This is a genomic window from Sulfitobacter sp., assembly GCF_036960155.1.
Taxonomy (GTDB): Bacteria; Pseudomonadota; Alphaproteobacteria; order Rhodobacterales; family Rhodobacteraceae; genus Sulfitobacter.
This window is the reverse complement of sequence record NZ_JBALWB010000004.1, coordinates 165,530-191,185: the sequence shown is the minus strand read 5'-3', so window position 1 is coordinate 191,185 and position 25,656 is coordinate 165,530. Positions and strand designations below refer to the sequence as shown.

The 25,656-nt window shown below is 53.3% G+C and carries 24 protein-coding genes and 1 other RNA gene; 10 read left to right on the top strand and 15 right to left on the bottom strand.

Annotated features, from left to right (window positions below):
* Positions 1-47: 47 nt before the first annotated feature.
* The 10 genes from V7775_RS12330 to V7775_RS12285 form a co-directional block, all read right to left on the bottom strand.
* Positions 48-767, bottom strand: a complete 720-nt coding sequence (locus V7775_RS12330) for an alanyl-tRNA editing protein (RefSeq protein WP_335752199.1) — start codon at positions 765-767, stop codon at positions 48-50.
* Positions 764-3,202 (bottom strand): DUF3772 domain-containing protein, encoded by a 2,439-nt coding sequence (locus V7775_RS12325; RefSeq protein ID WP_335752198.1) that lies wholly within the window; start codon positions 3,200-3,202, stop codon positions 764-766. The genes V7775_RS12330 and V7775_RS12325 overlap by 4 nt, the downstream gene beginning before the upstream one ends.
* Positions 3,199-4,233 (bottom strand): cysteine synthase A, encoded by a 1,035-nt coding sequence (locus V7775_RS12320; protein ID WP_335752197.1) that lies wholly within the window; start codon positions 4,231-4,233, stop codon positions 3,199-3,201. Before V7775_RS12320 ends, V7775_RS12325 begins: the two co-directional genes overlap by 4 nt.
* A gap of 45 nt (positions 4,234-4,278) precedes the next feature.
* The gene (locus V7775_RS12315; RefSeq protein ID WP_335752196.1) at positions 4,279-5,385 is read right to left on the bottom strand and encodes an NUDIX domain-containing protein; all 1,107 of its coding nucleotides are present in this window, start codon (positions 5,383-5,385) and stop codon (positions 4,279-4,281) included.
* A 3-nt stretch (positions 5,386-5,388) separates the two neighbouring features.
* The gene (locus V7775_RS12310; RefSeq protein ID WP_335752195.1) at positions 5,389-5,829 is read right to left on the bottom strand and encodes a TrgA family protein; all 441 of its coding nucleotides are present in this window, start codon (positions 5,827-5,829) and stop codon (positions 5,389-5,391) included.
* A gap of 168 nt (positions 5,830-5,997) precedes the next feature.
* Positions 5,998-7,422: a cryptochrome/photolyase family protein gene (locus V7775_RS12305; RefSeq protein WP_335752194.1), complete on the bottom strand. Its 1,425-nt coding sequence runs from the start codon at positions 7,420-7,422 to the stop codon at positions 5,998-6,000.
* A gap of 67 nt (positions 7,423-7,489) precedes the next feature.
* Positions 7,490-8,713, bottom strand: a complete 1,224-nt coding sequence (locus tag V7775_RS12300) for an aminotransferase class V-fold PLP-dependent enzyme (RefSeq protein ID WP_335752193.1) — start codon at positions 8,711-8,713, stop codon at positions 7,490-7,492.
* Between the two features lie 156 nt (positions 8,714-8,869).
* Entirely contained in the window at positions 8,870-9,358 is a 489-nt protein-coding gene (locus V7775_RS12295; RefSeq protein WP_335752192.1) for a hypothetical protein, read from the bottom strand.
* Positions 9,355-10,341: an acryloyl-CoA reductase gene (gene acuI / locus V7775_RS12290; RefSeq protein ID WP_335752191.1), complete on the bottom strand. Its 987-nt coding sequence runs from the start codon at positions 10,339-10,341 to the stop codon at positions 9,355-9,357. Before acuI ends, V7775_RS12295 begins: the two co-directional genes overlap by 4 nt.
* 96 nt (positions 10,342-10,437) lie before the next feature.
* Positions 10,438-10,947, bottom strand: coding sequence for a DinB family protein (locus V7775_RS12285; RefSeq protein ID WP_335752190.1), 510 nt, complete (start codon positions 10,945-10,947; stop codon positions 10,438-10,440).
* 160 nt (positions 10,948-11,107) lie between these two features.
* Here V7775_RS12285 and V7775_RS12280 point away from each other — a divergent pair, with 160 nt between their 5' ends.
* The 8 genes from V7775_RS12280 (at position 11,108) to V7775_RS12245 (ending at position 16,973) form a co-directional block, all read left to right on the top strand.
* Entirely contained in the window at positions 11,108-11,839 is a 732-nt protein-coding gene (locus tag V7775_RS12280) for a FadR/GntR family transcriptional regulator (RefSeq protein WP_335752189.1), read from the top strand.
* Between the two features lie 152 nt (positions 11,840-11,991).
* Positions 11,992-12,341: a transfer-messenger RNA gene (gene ssrA / locus V7775_RS12275) on the top strand.
* A 159-nt stretch (positions 12,342-12,500) separates the two neighbouring features.
* Complete coding sequence (locus V7775_RS12270) at positions 12,501-13,316, top strand: sulfurtransferase/chromate resistance protein (protein WP_335752188.1); 816 nt, start codon at positions 12,501-12,503, stop codon at positions 13,314-13,316.
* Positions 13,313-14,557: a chromate efflux transporter gene (chrA, locus tag V7775_RS12265; RefSeq protein ID WP_335752187.1), complete on the top strand. Its 1,245-nt coding sequence runs from the start codon at positions 13,313-13,315 to the stop codon at positions 14,555-14,557. The genes V7775_RS12270 and chrA overlap by 4 nt, the downstream gene beginning before the upstream one ends.
* Before the next feature lie 68 nt (positions 14,558-14,625).
* Positions 14,626-15,114 (top strand): SspB family protein, encoded by a 489-nt coding sequence (locus V7775_RS12260; RefSeq protein WP_335752186.1) that lies wholly within the window; start codon positions 14,626-14,628, stop codon positions 15,112-15,114.
* 64 nt (positions 15,115-15,178) lie between these two features.
* Positions 15,179-16,570, top strand: a complete 1,392-nt coding sequence (gene fumC, locus V7775_RS12255) for a class II fumarate hydratase (protein ID WP_335752185.1) — start codon at positions 15,179-15,181, stop codon at positions 16,568-16,570.
* Positions 16,567-16,743 (top strand): DUF4169 family protein, encoded by a 177-nt coding sequence (locus tag V7775_RS12250; protein WP_335752184.1) that lies wholly within the window; start codon positions 16,567-16,569, stop codon positions 16,741-16,743. Before fumC ends, V7775_RS12250 begins: the two co-directional genes overlap by 4 nt.
* Complete coding sequence (locus tag V7775_RS12245; RefSeq protein ID WP_335752183.1) at positions 16,740-16,973, top strand: ribbon-helix-helix domain-containing protein; 234 nt, start codon at positions 16,740-16,742, stop codon at positions 16,971-16,973. The genes V7775_RS12250 and V7775_RS12245 overlap by 4 nt, the downstream gene beginning before the upstream one ends.
* Positions 16,974-17,039: 66 nt before the next feature.
* Here the strand turns inward: V7775_RS12245 and V7775_RS12240 are convergent, their stop codons facing one another.
* The 4 genes from V7775_RS12240 to V7775_RS12225 all read right to left on the bottom strand — a co-directional run bounded on the left by V7775_RS12240 (position 17,040) and on the right by V7775_RS12225 (position 21,419).
* The gene (locus V7775_RS12240; RefSeq protein WP_335752182.1) at positions 17,040-17,933 is read right to left on the bottom strand and encodes a fructose bisphosphate aldolase; all 894 of its coding nucleotides are present in this window, start codon (positions 17,931-17,933) and stop codon (positions 17,040-17,042) included.
* Between the two features lie 81 nt (positions 17,934-18,014).
* Positions 18,015-19,367, bottom strand: coding sequence for a cytochrome P450 (locus tag V7775_RS12235; protein ID WP_335752181.1), 1,353 nt, complete (start codon positions 19,365-19,367; stop codon positions 18,015-18,017).
* Entirely contained in the window at positions 19,364-20,596 is a 1,233-nt protein-coding gene (locus V7775_RS12230; protein ID WP_335752180.1) for a hypothetical protein, read from the bottom strand. Before V7775_RS12230 ends, V7775_RS12235 begins: the two co-directional genes overlap by 4 nt.
* A gap of 70 nt (positions 20,597-20,666) precedes the next feature.
* Positions 20,667-21,419, bottom strand: coding sequence for a cytochrome c biogenesis CcdA family protein (locus tag V7775_RS12225; protein ID WP_335752179.1), 753 nt, complete (start codon positions 21,417-21,419; stop codon positions 20,667-20,669).
* Between the two features lie 72 nt (positions 21,420-21,491).
* Here V7775_RS12225 and V7775_RS12220 point away from each other — a divergent pair, with 72 nt between their 5' ends.
* Complete coding sequence (locus V7775_RS12220) at positions 21,492-21,737, top strand: sulfurtransferase TusA family protein (RefSeq protein WP_335752178.1); 246 nt, start codon at positions 21,492-21,494, stop codon at positions 21,735-21,737.
* Between the two features lie 63 nt (positions 21,738-21,800).
* Here V7775_RS12220 and V7775_RS12215 read toward each other — a convergent pair whose 3' ends face one another.
* The gene (locus tag V7775_RS12215; protein ID WP_335752177.1) at positions 21,801-24,785 is read right to left on the bottom strand and encodes an Rne/Rng family ribonuclease; all 2,985 of its coding nucleotides are present in this window, start codon (positions 24,783-24,785) and stop codon (positions 21,801-21,803) included.
* A gap of 570 nt (positions 24,786-25,355) precedes the next feature.
* Between V7775_RS12215 and V7775_RS12210 the strand changes: the two genes are divergently transcribed.
* Complete coding sequence (locus tag V7775_RS12210) at positions 25,356-25,652, top strand: hypothetical protein (protein ID WP_335752176.1); 297 nt, start codon at positions 25,356-25,358, stop codon at positions 25,650-25,652.
* The last annotated feature ends 4 nt before the right edge of the window (positions 25,653-25,656 follow it).

The window sequence follows — 25,656 nt, the reverse complement described above, 5'->3', positions numbered from 1 at the left end:
TGCCTTTGGTATGCAAGCACGAAATTCACTGTAAGTGCGTCAAATGTTCAACTGTCCAGATGAAGGTAGATTCGACGGTTCATCCGCCCCTTCTTTTCAATCTTTCCAAGCCGTAATGCACCGATCTCCCCTGTGCGAGCTACATGGGTTCCGCCGCAGGGTTGTAGATCGATCCAGTCGTCTTCTTCACCTATCCGTACCAAGCGAATATCGCCCGTGCCACGTGGCGGTTTGACCGCCATCGTCTTCACTAGTGAAGGCGCTGCCTCCAGCTCTTCCTCGGTTATCCAACCGTCGCTCACCCGCGCGTCACCCTCGACAAACAGTCTCATTGTCTCTTCAAGGGCCATCCGGTCATCCGGCGCATCGGGCATATTAAAATCAAGCCGCCCGTGGGTGGCAGAAATTGAGCCCCCCGTCACCCCAAATGGCACTGCAACGGATAGCAAATGTAATGCGGTGTGCACGCGCATATGCCTGTGCCTGCGGTCCCAGTCCAAATGCTGGACAACATGGGCTCCTACGGGCGGCAGCGCCAACGGCTCAGAGGGCACAAGGACGATCTGCGCGCCCTCCCCCTTCACGGCTGTTGCGATGGGCAATTTGTTTCCATCCCATTCCAGCCAGCCACTATCACCGGGCTGCCCGCCACCCGTTGGATAAAAGACCGTCTCATCTAATACCGCACCACCTTCGGCAGTATGCGCTACAACGCGCGCTTTGGCATCCCGCTGGTACGGGTCTTCACGAAAGAGCATGCGCGTCATTGCTCGGCTTCTCCCTTGGCTGCAACGCTTGGCAATTCATCCCCAAGCGCATCTGACGCATCAGTTTCCGTCTGACTGGCTTTTGGTGCTGGCTGCATTTGCGCGCTCTCTCTTAGGCTTTCGGGATTGCGCAGCCAAACATCTTGCTGCGGAAACGGGATCTCGATGCCCTCTTGAACAAACCGTTCTGCAATAGCGTGGTTTACGTCACTTTTCACCGACATCATCCAATTCACATCACGCAAAAACATCCTGATCTCGAAATCAAGCGAGCTGGCCCCAAAGTTTACAAACAATACTGATGGGGCTGGATTGGCCAATGCCATGGGCTGGGCATTGGCAATCTCACTCAAGATTCTTTCAACTTTTCTGGTATCGGTCCCATATGCAACGCCGACTGGAATGATGACGCGACCAAGAGTATTGCCACGGGTATAATTCGTGACAGTACCGCTGACCAAATCGGCATTTGGAACAATCACATCCGTCCGGTCAAAGGTTTCGATCCGAGTTGAGCGCACCGAAATATCGCGCACGTAGCCCATTTGCCCACTACTCACCTCGATCCAGTCGCCCTCGGAAATGGGTCGTTCTATCAAAAGGATAATCCCCGACACAAAGTTGGATACTATGTTTTGCAGACCAAAACCAATACCAACTGAAAGCGCACCAGCGACTATCGCAAGCGAGCTGAGATCAATGCCCGCGCCTGTAATCGCTGCCAATGCAGCAAGGAAAATACCAACATAGCCCAAGCCAGAAACAATTGCGTTTTGGCCCCCCTTGTCGATTTTGGTTTTGGGCAGCACATTGGTTTTCAACGCACCTTGGGCCAACCGCGTAGCGAGATAACCAATGGTGAATATCACGGCAAACGTTATAAAGTCCGTTGGTGAAATTCGCGCATCCCCAACAGCGAAACCACGGTGAAATGCAGACCAAATTTCAGTGAGATCAACAACCCGCGCGCCCCAAACCAGCGCCAAAACGGGCAACGCGCACAGCAATAAGATCATTCCAAAGAATATCGGCAGCAACGCGTCACGAGCTTGTTTACCCTGCCCCGTTATCGCACCGTAAACATCTGCGCTAAACCTTTGAAGAGTAAGAACAAGCCCCAAAAGAACCAGCGTCAGAACCGTTGGGAACAACATCGAGGTGCTGGCATTCATAAAACCCGCCGCCTGTGACAGCGGGGCCGCAATCGCGACTGCTATGGTTATCGTCCCAATGCTCCGGATCAGACGCCCCAGCGTGCTGGCACGGGCAGTTTCTTCCGTGTCATCATCATCGGGTTCAGCACCAAAGCGGCGCAACAACCGCCCTAACATGAAAAGCCCGTGTGCGATCAAAACCGTAAAGGGGAAACTGATAATTGTCTTAGTCAGGACAGAGCCGTCTTCCAGATCGATGATAAGCTGGAGAATTGAACTCATCACCAGTAATACGGTGATACACCCTACATAAAAGCGTGCTTGCGCGCGATCTTTTCCGTTTAGGGCGATAAGTGCATCGTCTTCTTCGCGCGCGAACACCTGTTCGGCCACCCAACGAAAGCCGAGCATTGAGGCTCCTAGAATTGGGATGAAAACGATCAGCTGATCGCCCCGGTCACCCAGATATCCACTAGAACGCGCCGCATAGGCCCATAACGACAGGCCAACCAACGGGAACACAATCCGCAATAGTGAAACAACAAATTGCCAAACCCCAAGCCCTCTGGCAGTCGACTGGCGCAACCGCTCGACGATCATCTTCGACCAACGCCTGCCCCTCACGATCAAAATCAAACCGGCAATCGCCGCAAATAGAATGACAGGTAAATTTCGCAACAAATTTGCACTGCGCTGAACGGACTGATCTGGGCTCACGATAACCCATAGCTTTGATATCGATGTTCTGAGTTCTTCGATTGCTCCCGGCCAGTGAACCGGATTCAAAGGAGTTTCGACAACTTCTAAAAGAGCTTCAGCTTGCCGGTTGCGCAGCTCGGCATCTATCTCACCGACCAAGCCATCAGCGCTCGTGAACGCGCTATCGGCAACCTGTACAGGTGCATTCAAGGTCGCCAGCTGCTCTTCAAGTTCGGTACGTTTTTCAACAATTTCAGCAGCTTCTGGCGCAGCCCCTGTGACTTCTGAGGGAGATCCTAACAGGGTGATCTGATCTCTGAGGCTGGCGATGCGTGTCGCGTTTGCGCCGCGCGCAATGTTGAATTGCCCCCGATAAACCACCAGCTCGCTGCGCAACTCATCCAGAGTTTCGTCACTGGTATCAGCAGTATCAACCGCCGCCTCAGCACGTACCTCAAGCGCGCGCCACTTCTCCATGTCCACACCAGATAGATCTTGGGCGAACACAGCGCTGGCGCATAGCACCAGCACTGTAATGAGAGCCGCTACGTAGGCAGCCCCGCGGTCAAGTAGTCGGATCATACGTCCTCAAACACCGATGGTAGTTCTGCGGCTTCACGATCCAGCCATTCAGGAACAGGCAGACCTTTTTCACGCAAGAAGGATGGGTTGAACAACTTGGACTGATAGCGTGTCCCAAAATCGCACAGCACGGTAACAATCGTATGCCCCGGACCCATTTCGCGCGCCATACGGATCGCGCCTGCAATGTTCACGCCAGAGGATGCCCCAAGGCACAGGCCTTCATGTTCAAGCATATCAAACACAACTGGCAATGCTTCTGCGTCAGAGATGTTATACGAGAAGTCAGGCGTAAATCCTTCAAGGTTGCGCGTAATACGGACCTGTCCGATGCCCTCAGCAATCGAACCACCCTCGGTCAACAGCTCACCTTTGGTGTAAAAGCTATGAAGTGCAGCGCCGTCTGGATCCGCCAAGCCAATTTTCACGCCTTTGGGCTGCAGTGCCATTGCAGTGCCAACCAACGTACCACCAGATCCAACGGCACAGATAAACCCATCTACCTTGCCATCAGTCTGGGCCCAAATTTCAGGGCCAGTTGTTTCAATGTGGGCCTGACGGTTGGCAATATTGTCAAACTGGTTTGCCCAGATCACACCTGCGTCGTTGCTGCCCGCCAGTGCCTTCGCCAAGCGCTCGGAATAACGGATAAAGTTATTGGGGTTACGGTAGGGCGCTGCGGGCACCTGAATGAGCTCGGCTCCAGCCAGACGCAACATCATTTTCTTTTCTTCTGACTGTGTCTCAGGAATGACGATGACAGATTTAAATCCCATCGACGCGCCAACCAACGCCAGCCCGATTCCGGTGTTACCAGCAGTACCTTCGACAATGGTACCACCCGGTTTGAGATCACCGCGCGCGATGGCATCACGGATGATAAACAGGGCCGCACGGTCCTTGACCGATTGGCCAGGATTCATGAACTCGGCTTTGCCGTAGATATCACATCCAGTGAGTGCGCTGGCTCCGCGCAATTTGATAAGGGGCGTATTGCCGACAGCTTGTTCCAGATCGCGCGCTACTTGCATCAGAGGACCTCAATTATTGTGCCTCTTTTATCTATATGTCCGCGCTCAAGACCTCAACCTGCTTCGATGATAAGCCAACCAATACGCCAACAGAGTAAGTGGCGTGTTGGCAAGCGCCTGCTGCTCGGCCATTTCGATGAAATCATTGAAGGAAATCAACCGAGAGCGGATATTTTCGTCTTCATTTGCTAGTCCACCCACACCTGCCGCACCATCTGGTAGGTCAGTAACGGCAACAAAAATGTGATAATAACCTGTTGAATCGCCCGGACTAGGGTATCCTCGCGCCACAGTTTCCAACGCGCTTAGCTCCAGTGACGCTTCCTCGGTTGCTTCGCGCCGCGCCGCCTGCTCAGCAGTTTCGCCGGGATCAATTCGTCCGGCAATTGGCTCAAGATGCCAAATTTCAGGATCACCACGCCCCAACGGGCCCATGCGCATCTGTTCAACCAGCAACACCCGATCCCGCACAGGATCATAGGGCAGGACCAGCGCGGCATCCCCCGCGATAAAATACGACCGCTCAATCAGAGGTGACGTACTGGCGTCAAAACGTTCATGGCGCAGGCTGACTTCATCAACAGCGAAATAACCCGTGTAGGCGCGGGCTTTGCGTTCGATATCAATCTTACCCTTAAAGACACCCTGCCCCGCAATGGTTTGCCCACCCAGAACTTTTGACCATGCCCGCGCGCGGATTTGCGAAAATATCCCTGCAACATATTCGCGGCTGCGCTGACCATAATACCCCATCACTTCGGTTGCGGCAAAACACGACATTTGCGCCCATTGCGCGCTCCATGCATCAAAATCCCACGCCTCAGCAGGTGTCCAAGCATCCGGCGCACAGACATAGACCTGCGCAGGTGTGCCGTCTTCCAGCACCACGTCGATCAGGTCATAGTCAAAGCCACCTTCATAAAAATCCAGCCGAGCAATGTCTTCCGACGTCAGGCCGCAGGCCAGCAGGCCATCTGCACAGCTTCCCTTTGTGGCGATAAGCGTTGGAAACGGTTCATCCTGCACTGCGAAGGATGCGTAGTCAGGCAAAGCGGCCTCAGTGAGTTGGTCGGCCTTTAGGGAGCGGCCCAAAGCAATCTTAAGAAGCGGCACATGCCGTAATGTCCCGTAGAAAAACAGCGATGTTGTCATATCTCAGCGCCAGTGTTTTGCGGCAAAATCAGCCGCAGGACCGCTAAGCAAAGCCCCCACAACCGCTGTGCCCATCACCAGTGGTGTCATAATGAGCAGTCCGTATTCTGACCCGATCAGGAAAATTGCGGTGATCGCTTCCATAGGCCCGTCATAGCGGTTGCGCATGGCAAGGCGAAACATTTCAATGGTCGAGTGGGTCGCAATCGCCCAAAGGATCAGCACAGCCACCCCCGTCATACCATTGTTAATTCCTTGCACAAATCCACGCCCAGCACGGCGGCCCATTATGCTCCAACCTGCACAAACACCAAGCACTACATTGATGTAATTGAACGACCCAAAGGCCGTACCCTCAGGCAACAGCGGCTTGACTAGTTCAGACAAAAACCATGCCAAAACGGCGAGACATATAGCCGAGACAAGGCGAGCGGCGGTTGGCATTGCGATCTTCCTTCGATGGCCACGGCTGAGATTAGCCAGACTTGGCACATCGTAATCTGCGTTACATTACAATTTCTACCTTCAAATATTTCTACGTTAAAAGTGAGGTAAAAATTCCACATGGCCTGAATTGACCACCAAAAACTGGTGCCGCTGCACTACACACCATCAAAACCCTCTGGTTTTATAAGCTTGCAGCGCTCGATTGCGTCCATCTGCAGCATCAACAACTGGTTTGGGATAGATGTCGCTCGCCGCTATGTCCCAACTGCGCGGGATGGCATCAAAATAACGCAATGCATCGCTGTGCGGATCACTGCGGCCCTCGGCAATCCAACGGCCAGCGTAATCGCGGTTCTTGTCGAATTTATCCAGCTGGGTCACCGGATTGAAGACGCGGAAATAGGGCGTTGCATCAGGGCCTGAGCCTGCTGACCACTGCCATCCCATTGCATTAGATGCGGCATCCCAATCAATAAGGCACTCTTCGAACCACTTTTGCCCAATGCGCCAATGACACAACAAATGTTTGGTCAGATAGCTGGCTACAATCATGCGGCCACGGTTGTGCATGCGCCCAGTCACATACATTTCGCGCATCGCAGCATCCACAAACGGAATACCAGTACGCCCTTGTTTCCAAGCGATAACTTCTGCGCTCTGCTCGTCAGTGTTCCAATCAAATCCCTCCCACCCCTCACGCCAGCTTATGGATAGGATGCGCGGGGTGTGGTGCATCAGGTGGTAGGCAAACTCGCGCCAAACCAGCTCTTTCAGGAATATTTCCGCGCCTGATTTACCTTCTTCCAGCGCGCGCCACCCTGCATGCCAGCATTGGTGCGGGCTGATTTCACCCAAGGCAAGGTTTTCGCTAAGGTTAGAGGTGCCATCCACGCCCGGAAGATCACGTGTTGTGTTATAGCCAGCAACGATATTGTCTAGGAACGCATCAAGGCGCGCCTGCGCTGCCTGTTCACCCAGCCGGACAAAGGGGCGCAAAACATCCGCACCACGGTTCATGGCTGCGTCCATGTGCCAATCCGCCAAATCGTCACTAGCAGGCCACTGATCAGGTGCATGTAATTTCGATGGTGGTGCCAAAGGCACCTCAACATCGCGATTTTTGACTGAGCGCCAGAAGGGCGTGTAGACTTTGTAATAGCCCCCCAGTTTAGTTTCGACAGTCCAAGGTTCAAACATCAAATGCCCCCCAAAGGAACGCGCATCAATGCCTTGCTCCTTAAGGGCTGATTTCACCGCACTGTCGCGTGCCACTGCATCCGGCTCATATTGGCGCGACCAATAAACCGCGCTTGCCCCCGTTTCACGGATGAGGCTCTGTAGAACCTCCAATGCAGTGTCGCCACTGCGCAGGATCAAACGACTGCCTTGTTCCTCCAACACCTGTGCAAAATGCCCAATCCCTAATCCAAGCCGGTACTTGGGTGCAGCTGCCAGCCCCGCGTATTGGTCATCTAGAATGTAAACAGGGATCACAGGTTGCCCTGTAGCACAGGCCGTATGAAACGCAGGATGGTCGCTGAGCCGCAAATCGCGGCGCAGCCATATCAGAATGGGAGAAGTATCGCTCAATTTTATAGGCCTCTTATGGTCTTTGTGTACCGAACTAGGCCAATTTCAGGATGATCAAGGCAATACCCTACAAAACATCATCCAATGCGTTCAAAAGCTGATCCATTTCACCCTGAGACGTATAATGCGTAAAGCTAAGACGCAAAACACCTGTATCAGGGTCCACCCCCATCGCCTTTAATGCGCGCACAGCATAAAAATCACCGCCCCCTGCCATGATACCTTTTGCTGCCAAATCAGTCGCAACATCCAGCCCCGGACGGTTAAGCGCCAAAGCCACTGTTGGCGCCCGCCTCTCTGCGCGATCCGAGCCAATCAAGCGCACTGAATTGCGGTCTTTAACGGCATCCAGCAATTGTTGAAGCAGCCCAGTTTCATGATCACGCATCAAATCATGCACCACCACGCCGCGCCCGGCTGCATCTGCACCCTCGCCACCATGATGCGCATAAAGAGCATCTATGTAATCGGCCATTCCAGCGCAGGCCGCTATTTGAGCATGATCAGGGCCAGCAGGCGTAAAACGTTTGTAGAGGCTACCTGTGTTGAAATAATGCCCTTGGTTTGGCAACAACTCCCCCAAGGCACGACGCATCACCATCAACCCTTGGTGTGGACCGTAGGTTTTATAGGCCGAAAACAGATAGATATCAGGGCCCAAGGCACCAACATCGACGAACCCATGCGGGGCATAAGATACGCCATCCACACAGACAAACGCACCTGCCGAATGGGCCAGTGCGGTGATCTCGGTCACGGGATTAATCTCTCCCACCACATTGGAGCAATGCGGGAAGCAAACTAGACGCACTTTTTCGTCCAATAGCTCCTGCAAATCAGCGGGGTTCAGATGACCTGTTTCAGGGTCGATGCACCATTCGCGCACCTCAATCCCGCGATCTGCCAGCCGCCGCCATGGGCCTGTATTGGCCTCATGATCCTGATTGGTCACAATGATCGCTTCTCCAGGCTCCAGCATCTGGCCAAAGGCTTGTGCTAAAACATAGGTGTTCTGTGTCGTTGAGGGGCCAAAAGACAGCTCATCTGCTTCTACCCCCAATATCGCTGACATCCGCGCGCGGGCTTCGTCCATTTCTGCGCCGCCAAGAGTAGACGCCTCGTAAGGCGCATATGGCTGAACTTTGCGCTGGGTGTAAAACCGGGTGAGCCGATCGATCACCGCACCACACGTATATGATCCGCCAGCGTTTTCAAAAAATGCTTGCCCGTGCAGGGAAGGTTCCCCAAATGCCGGAAATTGCGCGCGTACAAAATCAATATCCAACGCCATTCTCATACTCCATGTCACATTCAAAACATCCCGGCGTTTAGTCACCGAAGTCTTCACGTTCATCCAGACGCCCTGAAAGGGCAAGCCAATTTTAATCCTTCGTCCGCTGACACCCACGCTGCCCAAACGCACGATAAGTCCGGCAAATCGGTCTCATCACATCAACAGCCGTCTACGCGCAGCATTCAGCAGCGATCTAGCGTAAAATATATGCAGCGGCGTTGTGTACTGGACTATTTTCGGCAACGGACGGCCTTGGTGGGCCACAACAACGGACCCAAAATGGAGCGCTGTACCACCCTGCGCCAACGGCATGACCGAAAACCACGACCGCGTGGCGTCTTTGGCATCACAGACCAACAGCTCGTCTTCGCTTTGTTCCTCAACATGCCAAATGGCGAACGTCCGCGCACGCCCCGACAGCATCGCGTCGATGTCTCCGTCGTGAATCCGTTTTCGCAGTGCCATGCTCAAGATCAGCCGTTCGGCCCGAAAAAGGGGCGTCGTATAGAAGGCCGTTACAAATTCGCTCATGCTCACTTGTTGTTGCGCTTCTACACGGTAGCAATCTGTGTAGGTCGCACCCTGCCCCACATAACGCTGCAGAAGCGCATTATCTGGAACAGGGCACGCCTGCGCACTCATGCGTTTACGTCAACAACAACGCGGCCCTTGACCTGACCGTTCAGGATGTCAGCGGTCAGTTTTGGCAGATCGGACAATGTTGCGGGAACAACCATATCTTCCAGTTTGTCCATTGGCAGGTCTTTTGCGATCCGCTCCCATGCGCGCAGACGGTTTTCATAGGGTTGCATCACACTGTCGATGCCCAGCAAGTTCACGCCGCGTAGCAAAAACGGGATGACAGTTGTTGGCAATGCGGCACCGCCAGCCAGACCAACAGAGGCAACCGATGCACCGTATTCCATCTGGCCCAGCACACGTGCAAGCATTGCGCCGCCTACCGCATCAATACAGCCGCCCCATGTTTCGCCTTCCAGCGGACGCTTGACCGTTTCATTCAACTCTTCACGTGCAACAATCTGCGTCGCACCCAGAGATGTAAGGTAATCTGCCGTTTCAGGACGCCCCGTTACGCCTGCAACCTTATATCCTAAATTGGCCAAAATCGCGACGGCAACCGAGCCAACACCTCCCGCAGCACCAGTCACCAAAACAGGGCCAGATTTAATGCCATGATCCTCTAGCGCCATCACCGACAACATAGAGGTAAAGCCAGCTGTCCCAACAGCCATCGCCTGACGTGCATCGATGCCCTTTGGCAGTGGCACCAACCAGTCCGCTTTGACACGGGCCTTTTGCGCATAGCCACCCCAGTAGGCCTCACCGACACGCCAGCCGGTCAAAACAACCTTATCGCCTGCTTTGTAACGATCATCCGAGGAGGCCTCGACGGTGCCAGAAAAATCGATACCCGGTACGTGGGGATAGTTGCGCACCAGACCACCGCCACCGGGGCTCATGCACAGGCCGTCTTTGTAATTTACGGTGGTGTATTCAACAGCCACCAGCACTTCACCTTCGGGCAGTTGGTCTTCTGAAATCTGCGTAATCTCGGCTGAGGTTTTACCCTCGTCATCTTTGTTTACAATCAGTGCATTAAACATCTGTCTCTCCCTCTGGGGCAATGGCCCCTATTTTCGTAAAAACTGTTCCGGACCAAGAACTTCAGTCCGTATTTTGATCATCCTTGAGCCAAAAGATCAGACATCCTCAGGCATAAAAACCAAATCAGAAACAGGCGGTGTTAGGCCTGCAGCAGATAACATCTGACTGATCTGACCACGGTGATGGATTTGGTGATTGAACATGTGTAAGACACACAACCCCAATGGTTGAACCATCGTTTTCCCAAGGCTTTCCGAAGACCATTCAATATCACCGCGAAGATCATCATTAGACAATGTCTGCGCCCAATTTCGAATATGTCCATCAAGGTCAGAGCGCGCCGCAGCCCAAGCGGCAATATTTGGTGTAAAGGTTTTGTGAACTGCATTGCCCCCTTTGGACGCTTGCACATCGCTGCACCAGCGGTTCATCCACAGGGTATCACCCCATAATATATGGTTGAGCGTGGCGAATATTGATCCAAAGAACGCTCCACGATCAGCCACCAAATCAACCTCATCCATCAACTGAACTACGTCATTCAATTGATTGTTTTGCCACATATTATAACGCGACATTTGCAATACATATTCTTGACTAATCATGTGAATTTTCCTTTGCCATGAACGTTAGGGTAAGGCCGAATAGATCGAGCCCAAGTGTTGAACCTAAGAAATACGACATGACATAAATCCCCAACGAGTCAGGCGTTGCAAATTTAATGTCAGACATTTAGACTTTTGCCAAACGTTAAATGTAAGACATATGAAAATTGATCCTAAAAACCCCGCCAACCTTTCAGCGCAAATCGCGACGGAAATCCGTGACAAGATCATTGCAGGTCGCCTCATCGTGGATGAACGCCTGCCCTCAGAGGCAGAGCTTGCGGATCAATTTAATGTATCCCGTCCAACTGTGCGCGAGGCGTTAAAACGTTTGGCTGCCCAGTCCCTCATTAGGACCCAGCGCGGCGCATCGGGGGGCGCATTTGTGAATCGCATCAGCTTTCAAGAAGCTTATGCACAACAAATCACCACTTCAACCCTGTTGCTCTCCATGAACGACGTAAGCTTTGAAACCGCCTGTGAGGCGCGATTTGCGTTGGAACGATCCTGTGCCACCTTGTCCGCCAAGCGCCGCAGCGCCGATCATCTGGCGGCCATGCGGGCGGAAATCCACCGCCAGTCACAACCTGGCCTTACGGATGAAGCATTTTGCGCCTCTGATGTCGCGTTCCACCGCGCCTTGGTGGATGGTGCCGATAATCCCGTCCTGTCCTATCAACTGGCTGGCGCGGTTGAGGCGATGCAGCCGCTTATGAACATGATCACCTTCTCTGCCCGCGACCGTGAACGCATCATTGCACTGCATGAACACATTGCGGATGCCACTGAGGCGCAGGATGGCGCGGCGGTCTTTGATGGGCTAACCGCATTGGAAGTCGAAACCCAAACCCTTGCCGCTGGCGTTTTTGCACAGCGCGCGGCGCAGCACTGATCTGGCGGCAACTGCGGGTTATCCAGTAGTTCAGTCCGACCAAATCTGCACAAGCTCGTTCGAGCGATTAAACCCCTGACGGGGTATTCCCGCCCGTTGCGACCTCAAACAGTCCAATTCAATATCTTTTGCTTATCCTATTTGCGCGCAATCCCCTTGAAATCGCACGCAACGCCCGCTATCTATAAGATGTCCTTCGGGACTATGGGTATAAACGCGCTCGTAATAAACGGTTCGGACCCGGGGGCGGTACCCGGCGACTCCACCAAACATCCTTTATTTGGGGATCATGGGGTCGAAATAGGATCGACGAACGTCTAAAGGGGTTATGCTTTATCTCGGCTGTCTGCCACCGTTATCGGCGAAACATGTACAATTGCAAATAACAATCGTGCTCCAATGGCGATGGCCGCGTAAGCGACCGGATCTATTGAAACTTAAGTCCTTACGTTTAGCGACCTAAGGCGGGGTTCGCAGGTACCTGGCAACAGAAACCTGCACTTTCCACCCCTCCCCGCATTTATCATGGTCTTGAATTTTTCCCTGTATTGACCACCGCTGCGTGACGTGACACGCTTAGACCATGGGGTTCGATCTGCGAACGCCCCGTGAGGCGCAAGCCAGAGGTTCGCATGTTTCCAACTGAAAAAGGATGCATGCTATGGCTGCCCCAAATGAAATAACCGTTTCCCAACTTTTACGTCTTATCGGCTTGCCCGATGCGCCTGTGATCGTAGATATCTCCATTGATCCCGATTTCACCGATGATCCCCTTCTGATCCCCGGTGCGTTTCGCCACCCTCACACCGATATTGCTGGCCTAAAGGAACGACTGGCTGGTCGTGCCTGCGTGATCACCTGTCAGCAGGGCATCAAACTGAGCCAAGGGCTGGTTGCGCGACTGCGCGCAGACGGGCACCGCGCCGAGTACCTACAAGGTGGCAACTATGGCTGGCGCGACAACGCAGACGCGCCTCGCGTGCCTGCCGCAACGATCCCGCCACTGGTGGATGGTGCAACCCTGTGGGTCACACGCCACCGCCCCAAGATTGACCGCATCGCCTGCCCGTGGCTGATCCGCCGCTTTGTCGATGCAGATGCACGTATTCTGTTTGTCTCTCCTGCCGAGGTCGCAGGCGTTGCCGATCGCTACAGCGCAACTCCATTTGATGTTGAAGGGGTGTTCTGGTCTCACCGCGGCGAACACTGCACCTTTGATACCATGCTGGCAGAATTTAGCCTAAACACGCCAGCACTGCAACGGCTGGCCACGGTTGTACGCGCAGCGGACACAAACGCGCATGATCTTGCCCCGCAAGCCGAAGGTTTACTTGCGCTCTCTGTTGGGTTGTCGCGGCAATACCGCGATGATCAGGCGCAGCTAGAGGCTGGTATGGCGATCTATGACGCGCTGTATCGCTGGGCGCGTGACGGTTCTGATGAAGGGCACGACTGGCCCGCAGAGCGCAAATCATGAGCACCCCAAGTTGGCGTGAGATGACACGCGTGTTTGGGCGCATCGGCCTGTTGTCCTTTGGCGGTCCTGCCGCGCAAATCGCATTGATGCACCGCGAACTGGTCGAAACCCGCGATTGGCTAAGCGAGCAAAGCTATCTGCGCGCTTTAAGCCTGTGCATGCTGCTGCCCGGACCGGAGGCCATGCAACTGGCCACCTATTCGGGTTGGCGGTTACGTGGAACAGCAGGCGGATTATTGGCCGGATTGCTATTCGTCATCCCCGGAGCAATTATCATTGCCTTGTTAGCGCTTCTGTATGCAGCTTATGGCCAATTGCCGCTGGTCCAAGCGGCATTCTTAGGCATCAAGGCAGCTGTCATTATAGTAGTGTTCCAAGCCCTAAAGAAAGTCGCGAGCAAAGCTTTGGTGGGGACACAGGGCTGGGCACTGGCCGTCCTGTCTTTCATCGCATTGTTTTTCTTTGGGTTGCCATTTCCCTTGATCATAATCACAGCAGGCCTTTGGGGAATGTGGCAGACCAATGACACTGCCCCAGACACGCCCCCTTCCCCCGTGCAAGCAAACCCAATCCGCGTAACGGCGGTTTGGGCTGCCCTTTGGGGTGCACCGCTTTTGGTGATCTGGCTGATGGATAAAAGCTTCCTTCTAGACCTCGGGCTATTTTTCTCAAAGCTCGCCATTGTGACCTTTGGCGGCGCTTATGCGGTATTGGGATACATGACCCAAACTGTTGTGACCGATCTGGGCTGGATTACAACGCAACAGATGATCGACGCATTGGGTCTTGCCGAAACCACTCCCGGTCCGTTGATTTTGGTAACCGAATTTGTTGCCCTACTGGCCGGATTCGCCCAAAGCGGCCTACAAGGCGCAATCGCGGCTGGCCTTCTTGCACTATGGGTAACCTTCACACCGTGCTTTTTGTGGATATTCCTCGCAGGTCCGTATTTGGACCAGCTCAGCGCACAGCCTCGCTTAGCTGCTGGACTTCAAGCGATTACTGCCGCTGTTGTGGGGGTGATCGGTAACCTGACCATCTGGTTCGCGCTGCATGTGTTATTTGGTCACGTAGGCACAGCGAGTGCTTTGGCAATGCCCCTTCCCGATTTAAGCAGTTTTGATCCAATCGCCGCAGGGCTTACTGTATTTGCTGCCATCTTGATGATTGGCATGCACATGGGGTTTGTCAGAGCTATGGTCGTGCTGGCAATTTGTGCACTTGGGATTGGAATGTTCTGACTTCTTCCTCTTTCATCCCGACCGGAATCGCCTATGGTGTCGTCAACTTCACACAAGAGGGAAATGACATGAGCGACACCATCGACTACGGCAATCTCATGCATGATGCCATGCGTAGCCTGATCCGTAATGTATTGTTGGATGTTGCCGACAATGGCCTGCCGGGTGCTCATCACTTCTTTATTACCTTCGACACCGCGCACCCTGATGCCGAACTAGCCGATTGGCTGTCTGACCGCTATCCCGGTGAAATGACGGTGGTTATGCAACACTGGTATGACAACCTAGAAGTCACCAATGACGGGTTTTCCATCACGTTGAACTTTGGCGATGCGCCAGAACCCCTGTACATCCCCTATGATGCGATCCGCACGTTTGTGGATCCTTCTGTGGAATTTGGACTGCGGTTTGAGCAACAAGAAGAAGACGGTATCAAAGGAACAACTGTCACCAAGGACACGCCGCTTCCTCAGACAGACGAATCTGAGCTGGAAGTCGAAGAAGCGCCTTCAAAAGCGGCTGAAATCGTCTCTTTGGACAGTTTTCGCAAAACATAGGTTTGCGCGGGGGGCCGCCAGACGCTAAACAGCCCTGAACACCAATACTTCAGGAGCGCCGACAATGGCCAACACCCGTACAGAAACCGATAGCTTTGGCCCACTGGAAGTTCCTTCCGACAAGTATTGGGGCGCGCAAACGCAGCGCTCGATCATCAACTTTCCGATTGGTTGGGAAAAACAGCCCATCGCAATTGTGCGCGCGCTTGGCATCATCAAACAAGCCTGCGCCGAGGCTAACATGGCCCAAGGCGGTCTGGACGAAGCGCGCGGCAAAGCCATTGTTCAAGCTGCTGGCGAGGTCATTGAGGGCAAATTTGACGACAACTTCCCACTGGTTGTTTGGCAGACAGGTTCCGGCACACAATCAAACATGAACTCCAATGAAGTCATCGCCAACCGCGCGATTGAAATCATGGGCGGCGTGATTGGTTCAAAAGACCCCGTGCACCCGAATGATCATTGCAACATGGGCCAATCCTCAAACGATACTTTCCCGACAGCCATGCACATTGCTACCGCGATGACAGCCCGTGACGTTCTGTTGCCCGGATTGAGAAAGCTGCACTTGGCACTTCAGGCCAAGGTCGAAGAATTTGAAGGCATCATCAAGATCGGCCGCACACACACGCAGGATGCTACGCCTCTTACCTTGTCTCAGGAATTTTCTGGCTACACCCATCAGGTCGCCATGAGCATTCGCCGCGTCGAAGACGGCCTTGGCCGTATTTACGAACTGGCCCAAGGTGGCACAGCGGTTGGCACGGGCCTGAACACCAAAATAGGCTGGGCAGAAACAGTTGCCGCCAACATGGCACGCATCTCTGGCCTGCCCTTTGTGACGGCGCCCAACAAATTCGAAGCCCTTGCCGCGCATGATGCGATGGTCGAAATCTCGGGGCATTTAAAAACCGTTGCGGCAAGTCTGTTTAAGATTGCTAATGACATCCGCCTGCTTGGTTCAGGTCCGCGCTGCGGCTTGGGTGAATTGGTATTGCCCGAAAACGAACCCGGCTCATCGATCATGCCGGGCAAAGTAAACCCGACCCAGTGCGAAGCACTGACACAGGTTTGCGCACATGTTTTCGGCAACGACGCCGCCGTTGGCTTTGCTGGCTCACAGGGTCATTTCGAACTGAACGTTTACAAGCCAATGATGGCTTATAACGTACTGCAATCCATGCAACTTTTGGGAGATGCGGCGTCTGCATTTACGGACAACCTAATGGTTGATCTAAAGGCCGATCCAGTACGGATCGAAAAACTGATGCGTGAGTCCCTGATGTTGGTAACTGCACTTGCGCCTGAGATTGGCTATGACAACGCAACCAAAGTCGCCAAGACTGCACATAAAAACGGCACCACCCTCAAGGAAGAGGCAATTGCCCTTGGATTTGTGGATGAAGAGACATTCGACCGCGTTGTGCGGCCGGAGAATATGATTGGACCAAAATGACCACTCCCCTAAATCTCAACAAAATTCGCAAAGAACGCGGGCGCACATCGCGCAAAGTGCGTTCTGATGAGAATGCAGTGCAATTTGGCCAGACAAAGACCCAAAAAGAAGCGTTGAAGGCGCGCGCGCAACAGATTTCACGCAATCTGGACGGACATAAGCAGGAGACATGAGCGCGCGGCCCGTAAAACACTCGGTTACGTTGCACGGGCACCGCACATCCATCTCTCTGGAGGTGCCATTTTGGGTCGAGTTACGCGCAATTGCACGGGACAAATCATTGCCCATCAATGCGTTAGTCGCCGAAATTGACGCCGCGCGCGGCATGGATAGTGGATTGGCCTCTGCCATCCGCGTTTATGTTTTGGAAGTTTTGAAAGAGCGCCTTTCCACCTCTGAATAGGTTGGAAAGGCATCGTTCTGGCCCTCGATTGGTTTCACAATCATGGGCCAGAGTATTTAGGTCGTTTTACGCAACAGATGCAGCATGGATTTTGCTGATGTTCTTGCCTAATGCTGTGTTGAATTCACCATCAGACATTTTCACGCTCAGCCCTTCAGCCAATGCACGGCTAAAGCTTGCGATCATCTTGTGGTTTTTGCCCAGCAGATCACAGGCAACATCTGTGGAATACCCACCTGACAATGCAACAACGCGCAACACGCGTGGATGATCTGCTGCAACATCATATAGACCCGCATTGGTTGGGATTGTCAGCTTTAGAATCACATTAACATCATCAGACAACTCATTCAGTTGCTTCATGATTTCAGAATTCAAAATCTCTTCGGCTTCGGCCTTTGTCGCGCTATCAATGTGAACTTCTGGTTCAACAATTGGCACCAAACCAGCCGCTGAGACTTGCTTTGCAACTTCAAACTGCTGCGCTACAACATCCGCGATGCCTTTTGCGTTTGCTTCCAAAACCAATGAGCGTTCTTTGGTGCCGAAAATGCCCTTTTCGTTGGCCTTTGCCAAAAGCGCGTCTAGCTCGGGCATAGGTTTGAGCATCTGCACGCCGTTGGCCTCATCCGCGAGGCCCTTGTCGATCTTCAAGAATGGCACAACGCCGCGATCTTCCCACAAAACCTGTGCTGTTGGCTTACCATTGATGTCGCTGTCCATGGTGCGTTCAAACAGAATCGCGCCTAGAACTTTGTCCGAAGTGAATTCATCCGCCATAATGATCCGGCTGCGCATCGCATGCACGGCTGCGTACATTTCTGTTTCACCGGAATAGTCCGCCGGTTCCACACCGTATTGCGCCAATGCTTTTGGTGTTGAGCCACCAGATTGATCAAGTGCAGCAATAAAGCCGTTGCCAGTGGAAATGCGGGTGCGTTGTGCGTCTTTTGGGGACATGAATGATGCCTTTATACTCTGGGAAACAGTTCTGCTCTGTCTAATCGGTTAGATCGCACAGCGCCAGCCGCTTTGAACATGTTAGCGTTCACGGCGGGTGATCTTGAGGTGGATGCCGTTCTTTGAGCGCACAGTAAGATGTGCAACAGGCACAGGTTCTGGGCCAACAGTAACGTTGTAATCGCGCAAAATACGGCTGAGGATCAATGGTCCCTCGATCATGGCAAACCCTGCCCCCGGACAAACACGCGCGCCAGCACTAAACGGAATGAAGGCCTCGCGCTGGCAGGTTTTGCCGTTTTCAGTGTGCCAACGTCCGGGATCAAACCCATCTGGATTGTCCCACAGGCGCGTATGCCTGTGTAAATGCCACGGGCTGATCACCAATTGCGATCCTTTGCGCACGTCCCGTTTCCGCATGGTTTCAGGGCAGTTGTTTTCCCGCACCATCATGGGTACAGGCGGATATAGACGCAGCGTTTCACGAAACACATCACGGCTGAGTTTTAGCTTACTCATCACGCCAAAATCACAGGCTTCCAACACCTGAGCCTCATCTGCCAATTTATCCTGCCACTCAGGATACAATGCCATCAAATACAGCGCCCACGCCAACGTCGATGCGCTGGTTTCATGTCCAGCAAGAAAGAAGATCGCAACCTGATCCACCATTTCCTCGGTTGAGAACCGCTCACCCGTTTCTGGATCTGCAGTTGTCATGATCTTGGTCGCCAGATCATTGGGCGCGGTACCCGCCGCTATCGCATCAGCGCGCGTTTGGGTAAGTTCGGTAATAAGCGCACGAATACGTGCGGCGCTTTGTTTGGTGTCTTTGCGAAACAGACGCGGCATCCATGTTGGTAATGGAATAAACGCCGCAATATTGAGGATGGGCTGGCTACGCTGATAGGCCCGGAATTCTTCAAAAACACCGCGTGCAAGATGGTGTTCGATTGGCAGTGAGAACAACGTGCGAAAAATTACATCTGCTGCGGCGTGGCTTGTTTCTGCTTCAACCTCAACTTCTTGACCAACTTTGGTGTCCAGACGTGCAGCCGCCGCTTCTGAAGCATCCCACATCGCGGCAAACGTTTCGCGCAGGCGACCGCCTTCAAATGCGGGGTCAATGATGCGGCGCTGGCGTTTCCACACATCGCCATTCGTGACAAAGACCGAATTCCCCAGCAAGGGCCGCAACCCTTCGTTCACGCGGGTGGATTTCGGGAAATCATCTGGGCGCTCTTTTAGGACCCGTTTAACCAGATCAGGCTGATTGATCAGATAGCTGCGGAAGAACGGCGTGCGAAATTCGGCCATCCACGCACGGTACAGCCGCGCAGGTTGAGCAGACAAAATATCCTCGCGAAACAGCTTGGCATATTGCCAAAGGGAAACCTTGTCAGGTCTGCTAGGGGGTTTGGGAGGCTGGATCATGGGGCGATACTTGTGAATTTATTCACGGGTTTTACGATGCGGGATTTTGATGCGGGGCGATCACGGTATCGCTGCGCCAATGTCATCGGGCCCGCTGTGATGCGAAAATAGTCATAGTCTTTGGGGTTATCAAAGGCGCACATATATTGAAAGTGCAGCCGGAAAAACCGCCACCGCAGGGCCTTCCAACGTTCCGGGCTGAGCGATTGCGTGAAAGCCGCTGAAAACACCAATGGCCAACGCTTTCCTTCGGGTGCAACACCGCTGACAGCAACGGGATCACACAGCGCAAAGGCACAGCCATCACCAGGTGCTGTGACATCAACCCAAGTCAAAGCGTCCTGTGTGCTGAGATAGGCAAGATCAGCCCGAAGGCGGTGAGCATCAGGCAGAAAAGAAACCATCGGGACCACCTGCCCTAAGCTGAGAAACCCAAGTGCAGGGCCATCCGCAGGTACGCGTCCCGCACGAATAAGGTCCGCCAGTACCGACACCCCCAAATGCGCGCCTGAGGAATGACCGACAACCAAGACCTCATCGGCATCTGAATTGAGAGCCTCGGCAACAGCATCCGAAAATTCCGCAATGCGTGTTTCAAGGGCTGGCGTATTGGCACCGCGTGTTGCGGCGCCATATGCGTAATCATGCATTAGGTAATATGCGAAAAACTTACCGTCTTTGGCCTTGAACCATCGCATGAGCCAAACAAACGCACCAACTGCAGAAGCAAGTGAAATCATGTGACCAAACAACCCCAAAAGTGGGATCAGCGCAGCCTTGCCAACCATAGAAATGGTGCCCGCCAACAGCAGTGCGATCATAAACTGCCCTAGCAACATTCCAACAGGATAAAGCGCAGCAATCACTGGCCCTTTGCGAAGGCGCATCAATCGCCAGAGCGCGCCGGTGCCGATATACACCCATGCAGTGCGCATAAGCTGCAGATAAGTTGCGGGAATTGAGGTATCCATACTGTCGCGCACAATGTCAGACCAAACCAACACATCCACAGAAGCGTCCACATGCACACCGTCCATCAAGCCTTTGACATTCCACCCATAACGCTCAGTTCCCTGACGCGCGGATAAGGTTACTGTATAGTCGGAAATCTCGGACTGTGCGGCAGATTCAGTCCTGTAAAGCTCGCGGTAGCGGCGTGGATGGATCGGGTCATAGCCCGGTATGTAAAATACCCGCCGACGGGATACAGTTTTTGCGGGAGCAGCCATGAATCTGCGTAGGCCTCATCTTGTTTAGCCTATGGTATCGTGCATTTTTGACCAAAGTAAGTCTTTTGACTTAGCCAAGGTTGCCCAATGCAGGAAAGATTTCCAAAAGCCAGAAACTGAAGGTTGAGAAAGCACCTGTCAGCATCGCAATACCTACAATCAACAGCAGCACACCCATGGCACGTTCAATAGCTTTCATGTGACGTTTTAGGCGGTTCATCACACCAACAGCCCGTGTCATAAACATCGCCGCCAGCAGGAAAGGAATACCTAGTCCAAGCGCGTAGATGCCCAATAACAACGTGCCGCGGGCCACTGAAGCCTCACCAGCTGCCAATGACAAGATCGCACCCAGCTGTGGGCCGATGCAAGGCGTCCACCCAAATGCAAATGCTAGGCCCAGCACATAGGCGCCAAAGGATGATCCCCCCTTATCGCCTGCATCCATCCGCGCCTCACGGTCCAGAAAAGAAATGCGGTAAATCCCAAGAAAGTGGATGCCAAAGATGATCACCACAATGCCGGAAATCTGGGAAAACAATATCTGGTTTTGTAGGAAAAATGCGCCAAAGGCTGAGGCCGTGAACCCAAGGATCAGGAAAACCGTACTCAGCCCCATCACAAAGAACAACGCGGCAATGATCGCACGTCGCCTTGCCGCCGATTCTGAGGACATATCGTTGAGACTGACCCCACTCATGTACGCCAAATAGGGCGGCACAATCGGCAGCACACAGGGGGACAAGAAACTAATCACACCAGCAAGCAGTGCAACGGTCATAGCGGGTAAGAGACTTGCGTCAATGATATCGATTCCAAACATAAGCCACAGCTATACGCTGCACAGCACGCCGTCACCTGTCACGATGTCACAAGGCTGTGGACAGACTGTAACATGCGGCCTACATCCGTTTGTATGATACATGATCTTGATGCGACGGGGCTGTTGTGCCCCCTGCCGGTGCTCAAAGCACGCAAACGTTTGAATGCCTTAACCGCGGGAGATCAGTTGCGCATGCGCGCGGATGATCCAGCCGCCGTGATCGACGTGCCGCATTTTTGCGCGCAAGCTGGTCATAGGCTGGTAGAAAGCACCCAAGACGGTGATGTTCAGATCTATCTAATTGAAAAAAATACCTAAACTACGCTGACAAAAAAAGGCAGGCCCGAAGACCTGCCTTTTAAGTTTTTCATTTTAGAAAGCTTACCGTCCCAAGGACCACCAGCCCTTGCGGCGCGGCTTGGCTGTTTCCTCAACAGGTGCCGCTATTGGTGCTGGCTCTGCCACTGGTTCAGAAGCAGGTGTCACTTCAACAACCTGCGGTGCCTCAACAGCTACCGGCTCGACAACTGGCGCCACCTCAACTTTTGGGGCCGCTTCAACTGCTGCGGCCTCAACTTTTGGTGCTGTTTCAACGATTGGCGTCGGTTCAGCCACTGGCGTCGGTGCGGCTACAGCTGCTTTTTCAACAGCTGGCACAGCCTCCGAAGCAGCCTCTAGTTTTGCAGCTGCCGCTTTGGCTGCCGCTGTTTTCGAGGGTGTACGCGGCTTACGAGGCGCACGTGGCTTTGGTGCAGCTTTGGCTACCGGATCAGCGGATGCATCAGCAACAGCCGCCGCAGGTTCTGCTGCTGGTTCGGAAGCATCAGCTTTGGCCACAGGTGCAGCTTTTGGCTTGCGCGGCGCACGTGTCCGCTTTGGCTTTGGCTTTTCTTCAGCTACAGGCGCGTCTTCTGCCTTCGCGGTCTCTTCCTTGACGACCTCAGCCGCGTCGCTGGGTGCCGGAACATCCGCCGCTGACGCGTCATCATTTGGAACTACAGCTTCTGCCTTTGGCTTGCGGCTACGCGAACGGCTGCGCGGCTTTGGCTTGGGGGCTACCTCTGAAGGAATAGCATCGGGTTCGGCCGCGACAACATCCTCAGCAGGTTTTGTCTCTTCGCTGCTCTCTGTTGCAACGGAGCTGTCTTCGCCATCTTCACCGCTTTGGTTTTCGTCCGCCTGTGTCTCGTCCGACGTTGAACGACCACCACGGCTGCGACGACGCCGACGGCGCTTGCGCTTGGGCTTGTCTTCGCCCTCAACATGTTCTTGTTCAGGCGACGTTGTTTGGCTCTGCTGTGTTTCTGGGCTTTGCTGTGTTTCTTCGGCCTTCTCTGCGGCTTCCGCCGCTTCGGCTGCTGCAGCGTCCGCTTGATCGATTTGATCCATCAAAGATGTATCAACAGAAACAACATGTGAGGACTGCTGTACAACACGTGTCGCTGTCTTGAATTTCTCCATAGAGAAATCAGGACTAATCAAATGGGGGTCCCCTTCGATCCGCACACTCAGTCCGTAACGGACCTCAATATTGGCGATGTGCTCACGCTTTTGGTTCATCAAGAAGTTGGCGATGCCAACAGGCGCTTTGACCAGCACCTCACGTGAACGGCGGCGTGTGCCTTCTTCTTCGATGGTACGTAAGATCGACAGTGCAAGATTGTCATCCGAACGAATGAGGCCCGTACCGTGGCAAACTGAACAAGGCTGTGTTGTGGCCTCAATCATACCCGGACGCAGACGCTGGCGCGACATTTCCATTAGGCCAAAGCCGGAAATGCGGCCAACCTGAATACGTGCGCGATCCGTCTTGAGCTTGTCTTTCATCATCTTCTCGACGGCGGCGTTGTTTTTACGCTCGTCCATGTCGATAAAGTCGATGACAATCAGGCCCGCAAGGTCACGCAAGCGTAACTGGCGTGCTACCTCGGCAGCGGCCTCAAGGTTGGTTTTGAGGGCGGTTTGCTCGATTGAGCCTTCTTTGGTTGCACGACCCGAGTTCACATCCACAGCAACCAAAGCTTCGGTTGCGTCAATCACAATATATCCGCCAGATGGCAGTTGAACTGTCGGGTTGAACATACCAGCAAGGTAGGCCTCAACCTGATAGCGCGCAAACAGTGGCAGATTTTCTGTATACCGCTTCACGTTTTTGGCGTGTGACGGCATGATCATCTTCATAAAGTCTTTAGCGATGCGGTAGCCGCGCTCACCTTCAACAAAGACTTCGTCGATGTCGCGGTTGTACAAATCGCGAATCGACCGTTTGATCAGATCGCCTTCTTCGTAAATCTTCGCAGGGGCGATGGATTTAAGCGTCAGCTCGCGGATTTGTTCCCACATCCGTTGCAGGTATTCATAGTCACGTTTGATCTCCGCTTTGGTGCGTTTGGCACCTGCGGTGCGCACGATCAGGCCTGCACCTTGTGGCACTTCGATCTCTTGCGCAATCTCTTTAAGTTTCTTGCGGTCCACAACGTTGGTGATTTTACGTGAAATCCCGCCACCGCGTGCAGTGTTTGGCATCAACACACAGTAACGACCTGCCAGAGACAGATAAGTCGTAAGTGCCGCGCCTTTGTTACCGCGTTCTTCTTTAACAACCTGAACCAAAAGGATCTGGCGTACTTTGACAACTTCTTGAATCTTATAACGACGCGGGCGTGGTTTGCGCACAGGGCGAATGTCTTCGCTGTCATCTTCATCGGCAACCGACTCGATGCTGTCATCTTTTGATGTGGCGTCTGCTGCTTTACCATCGTCGTCGTCTGACTCTTCCGAAGCCTCATCAGAATCTTCAACATCGGCTGAATCATCTTGTTCAGCCTCAGCACTTTCGTCTTCGTCGTTCGTCGTTTCAACGGGCGTTTCTTTAACACGTTCCATTGGCGAAGACGCTTCGTCCTCGGATACCGTTACTTCATCTTCATCCAGATCAACGGTTTCCATACCCTCAATCTCGGTCGAGATTTTTGCGTCTTCGCTTACAGCTTCCTCAGCTTTAGGCTTGCGCGAACGGGACCGCGAGCGGCGTTTTGGCTTTGGTTCTTCTTCATCCTTGGCTGCCTGCGCTTCTGCATAGGCGCGCTCCTCTGCAAGCAGCGCCTCACGGTCTGCTACAGGGATCTGATAGTAATCAGGATGGATTTCCGAGAACGCAAGGAAACCGTGGCGGTTGCCACCATAATCCACAAAGGCCGCCTGCAAAGACGGCTCGACGCGGGTTACCTTGGCGAGATAAATATTACCAGCAAGCTGGCGTCTGTTTTCGGATTCGAAATCGAATTCTTCGACTTTGTTTCCATCCACCACAACAACGCGGGTTTCTTCCGCGTGGGTGGCATCGATAAGCATTTTCTTAGGCATTTTACTCTTTTGCACGGGCGTGACCGCGCCAACCTCCCTTGGGGGGCTGCGCGGTGCGCCAAGTGTCTTGTCAGGGCGATGTATGACGGCACAGCTGGGCGGCCCTGTAGGCCACTTCCAGAACTGTTCTCAGTATTTGCGCGCGTCATCGCGGTTCTTCTCCGATACGGGCGTGTCATCTGATATACAGAGCGCGCCTCACATCCATTAATAACTGTGTAATATCAAGCAATAAGCCATCAACTTCCAGCAGCGTCTCTTTGCCGTTTCCGGCACGATCGGTCTGTTGCACATTAGCAATTTGCAAACGACAACAGCGAAACTCAATATGGGCCACCATGTTGCGTTTTATCGCGGCGGCTCCACTCCCTAGATAAGTCTAGGCAGACAGCAAACACAATGGGCAATCACACTCAAACGATTCAAAACTCACTGATAAGGTGAATTCTCATATAAAATTGCCCCTATAAAACGACGAGGAGTCGTGTTGCCGAAGTTGTGAATAGGCTTTACTGTTAGAGGCAACAATTCGGGTGCAGTCGCACCTATTGCATCACTCTAGGAGACAATATGCGAAGCTTTACGCGCCCTGCCCTTATTCTATGTATGGCAACAATGGCCCTTGCGGCCTGTGATCCGGCCGAATTTGATGCCGATCCTGACGTTCGCCGCGATGCGCGTGCAAACCGTAAGTGTGTCGTTTCTGTAAAAGAGCAAACTGGTGATGCAACTGCACAGCTCAACACGACCTTGCCTGTTGTTGAAATCAATCAGTACATCATCGACGTTCCGGCCAATCAAGAACGCTGGATGTGCCGCACTGATGACGAAGGCACACCAACCCAAATGTACAAACTGGGCGGTTAACCCC

Bases quoted from the DNA above. Each gene is read 5' to 3' on its own strand.
- V7775_RS12330 (WP_335752199.1), bottom strand. From the start codon at position 767: ATGACGCGCATGCTCTTTCGTGAAGACCCGTACCAGCGGGATGCCAAA.
- V7775_RS12325 (WP_335752198.1), bottom strand. From the start codon at position 3,202: ATGATCCGACTACTTGACCGCGGGGCTGCCTACGTAGCGGCTCTCATT.
- V7775_RS12320 (WP_335752197.1), bottom strand. From the start codon at position 4,233: ATGCAAGTAGCGCGCGATCTGGAACAAGCTGTCGGCAATACGCCCCTT.
- V7775_RS12315 (WP_335752196.1), bottom strand. From the start codon at position 5,385: ATGACAACATCGCTGTTTTTCTACGGGACATTACGGCATGTGCCGCTT.
- V7775_RS12310 (WP_335752195.1), bottom strand. From the start codon at position 5,829: ATGCCAACCGCCGCTCGCCTTGTCTCGGCTATATGTCTCGCCGTTTTG.
- V7775_RS12300 (WP_335752193.1), bottom strand. From the start codon at position 8,713: ATGGCGTTGGATATTGATTTTGTACGCGCGCAATTTCCGGCATTTGGG.
- V7775_RS12295 (WP_335752192.1), bottom strand. From the start codon at position 9,358: ATGAGTGCGCAGGCGTGCCCTGTTCCAGATAATGCGCTTCTGCAGCGT.
- acuI (WP_335752191.1), bottom strand. From the start codon at position 10,341: ATGTTTAATGCACTGATTGTAAACAAAGATGACGAGGGTAAAACCTCA.
- V7775_RS12285 (WP_335752190.1), bottom strand. From the start codon at position 10,947: ATGATTAGTCAAGAATATGTATTGCAAATGTCGCGTTATAATATGTGG.
- V7775_RS12280 (WP_335752189.1), top strand. From the start codon at position 11,108: ATGAAAATTGATCCTAAAAACCCCGCCAACCTTTCAGCGCAAATCGCG.
- V7775_RS12270 (WP_335752188.1), top strand. From the start codon at position 12,501: ATGGCTGCCCCAAATGAAATAACCGTTTCCCAACTTTTACGTCTTATC.
- chrA (WP_335752187.1), top strand. From the start codon at position 13,313: ATGAGCACCCCAAGTTGGCGTGAGATGACACGCGTGTTTGGGCGCATC.
- V7775_RS12260 (WP_335752186.1), top strand. From the start codon at position 14,626: ATGAGCGACACCATCGACTACGGCAATCTCATGCATGATGCCATGCGT.
- fumC (WP_335752185.1), top strand. From the start codon at position 15,179: ATGGCCAACACCCGTACAGAAACCGATAGCTTTGGCCCACTGGAAGTT.
- V7775_RS12250 (WP_335752184.1), top strand. From the start codon at position 16,567: ATGACCACTCCCCTAAATCTCAACAAAATTCGCAAAGAACGCGGGCGC.
- V7775_RS12245 (WP_335752183.1), top strand. From the start codon at position 16,740: ATGAGCGCGCGGCCCGTAAAACACTCGGTTACGTTGCACGGGCACCGC.
- V7775_RS12240 (WP_335752182.1), bottom strand. From the start codon at position 17,933: ATGTCCCCAAAAGACGCACAACGCACCCGCATTTCCACTGGCAACGGC.
- V7775_RS12235 (WP_335752181.1), bottom strand. From the start codon at position 19,367: ATGATCCAGCCTCCCAAACCCCCTAGCAGACCTGACAAGGTTTCCCTT.
- V7775_RS12230 (WP_335752180.1), bottom strand. From the start codon at position 20,596: ATGGCTGCTCCCGCAAAAACTGTATCCCGTCGGCGGGTATTTTACATA.
- V7775_RS12225 (WP_335752179.1), bottom strand. From the start codon at position 21,419: ATGTTTGGAATCGATATCATTGACGCAAGTCTCTTACCCGCTATGACC.
- V7775_RS12220 (WP_335752178.1), top strand. From the start codon at position 21,492: ATGCGGCCTACATCCGTTTGTATGATACATGATCTTGATGCGACGGGG.
- V7775_RS12215 (WP_335752177.1), bottom strand. From the start codon at position 24,785: ATGCCTAAGAAAATGCTTATCGATGCCACCCACGCGGAAGAAACCCGC.
- V7775_RS12210 (WP_335752176.1), top strand. From the start codon at position 25,356: ATGCGAAGCTTTACGCGCCCTGCCCTTATTCTATGTATGGCAACAATG.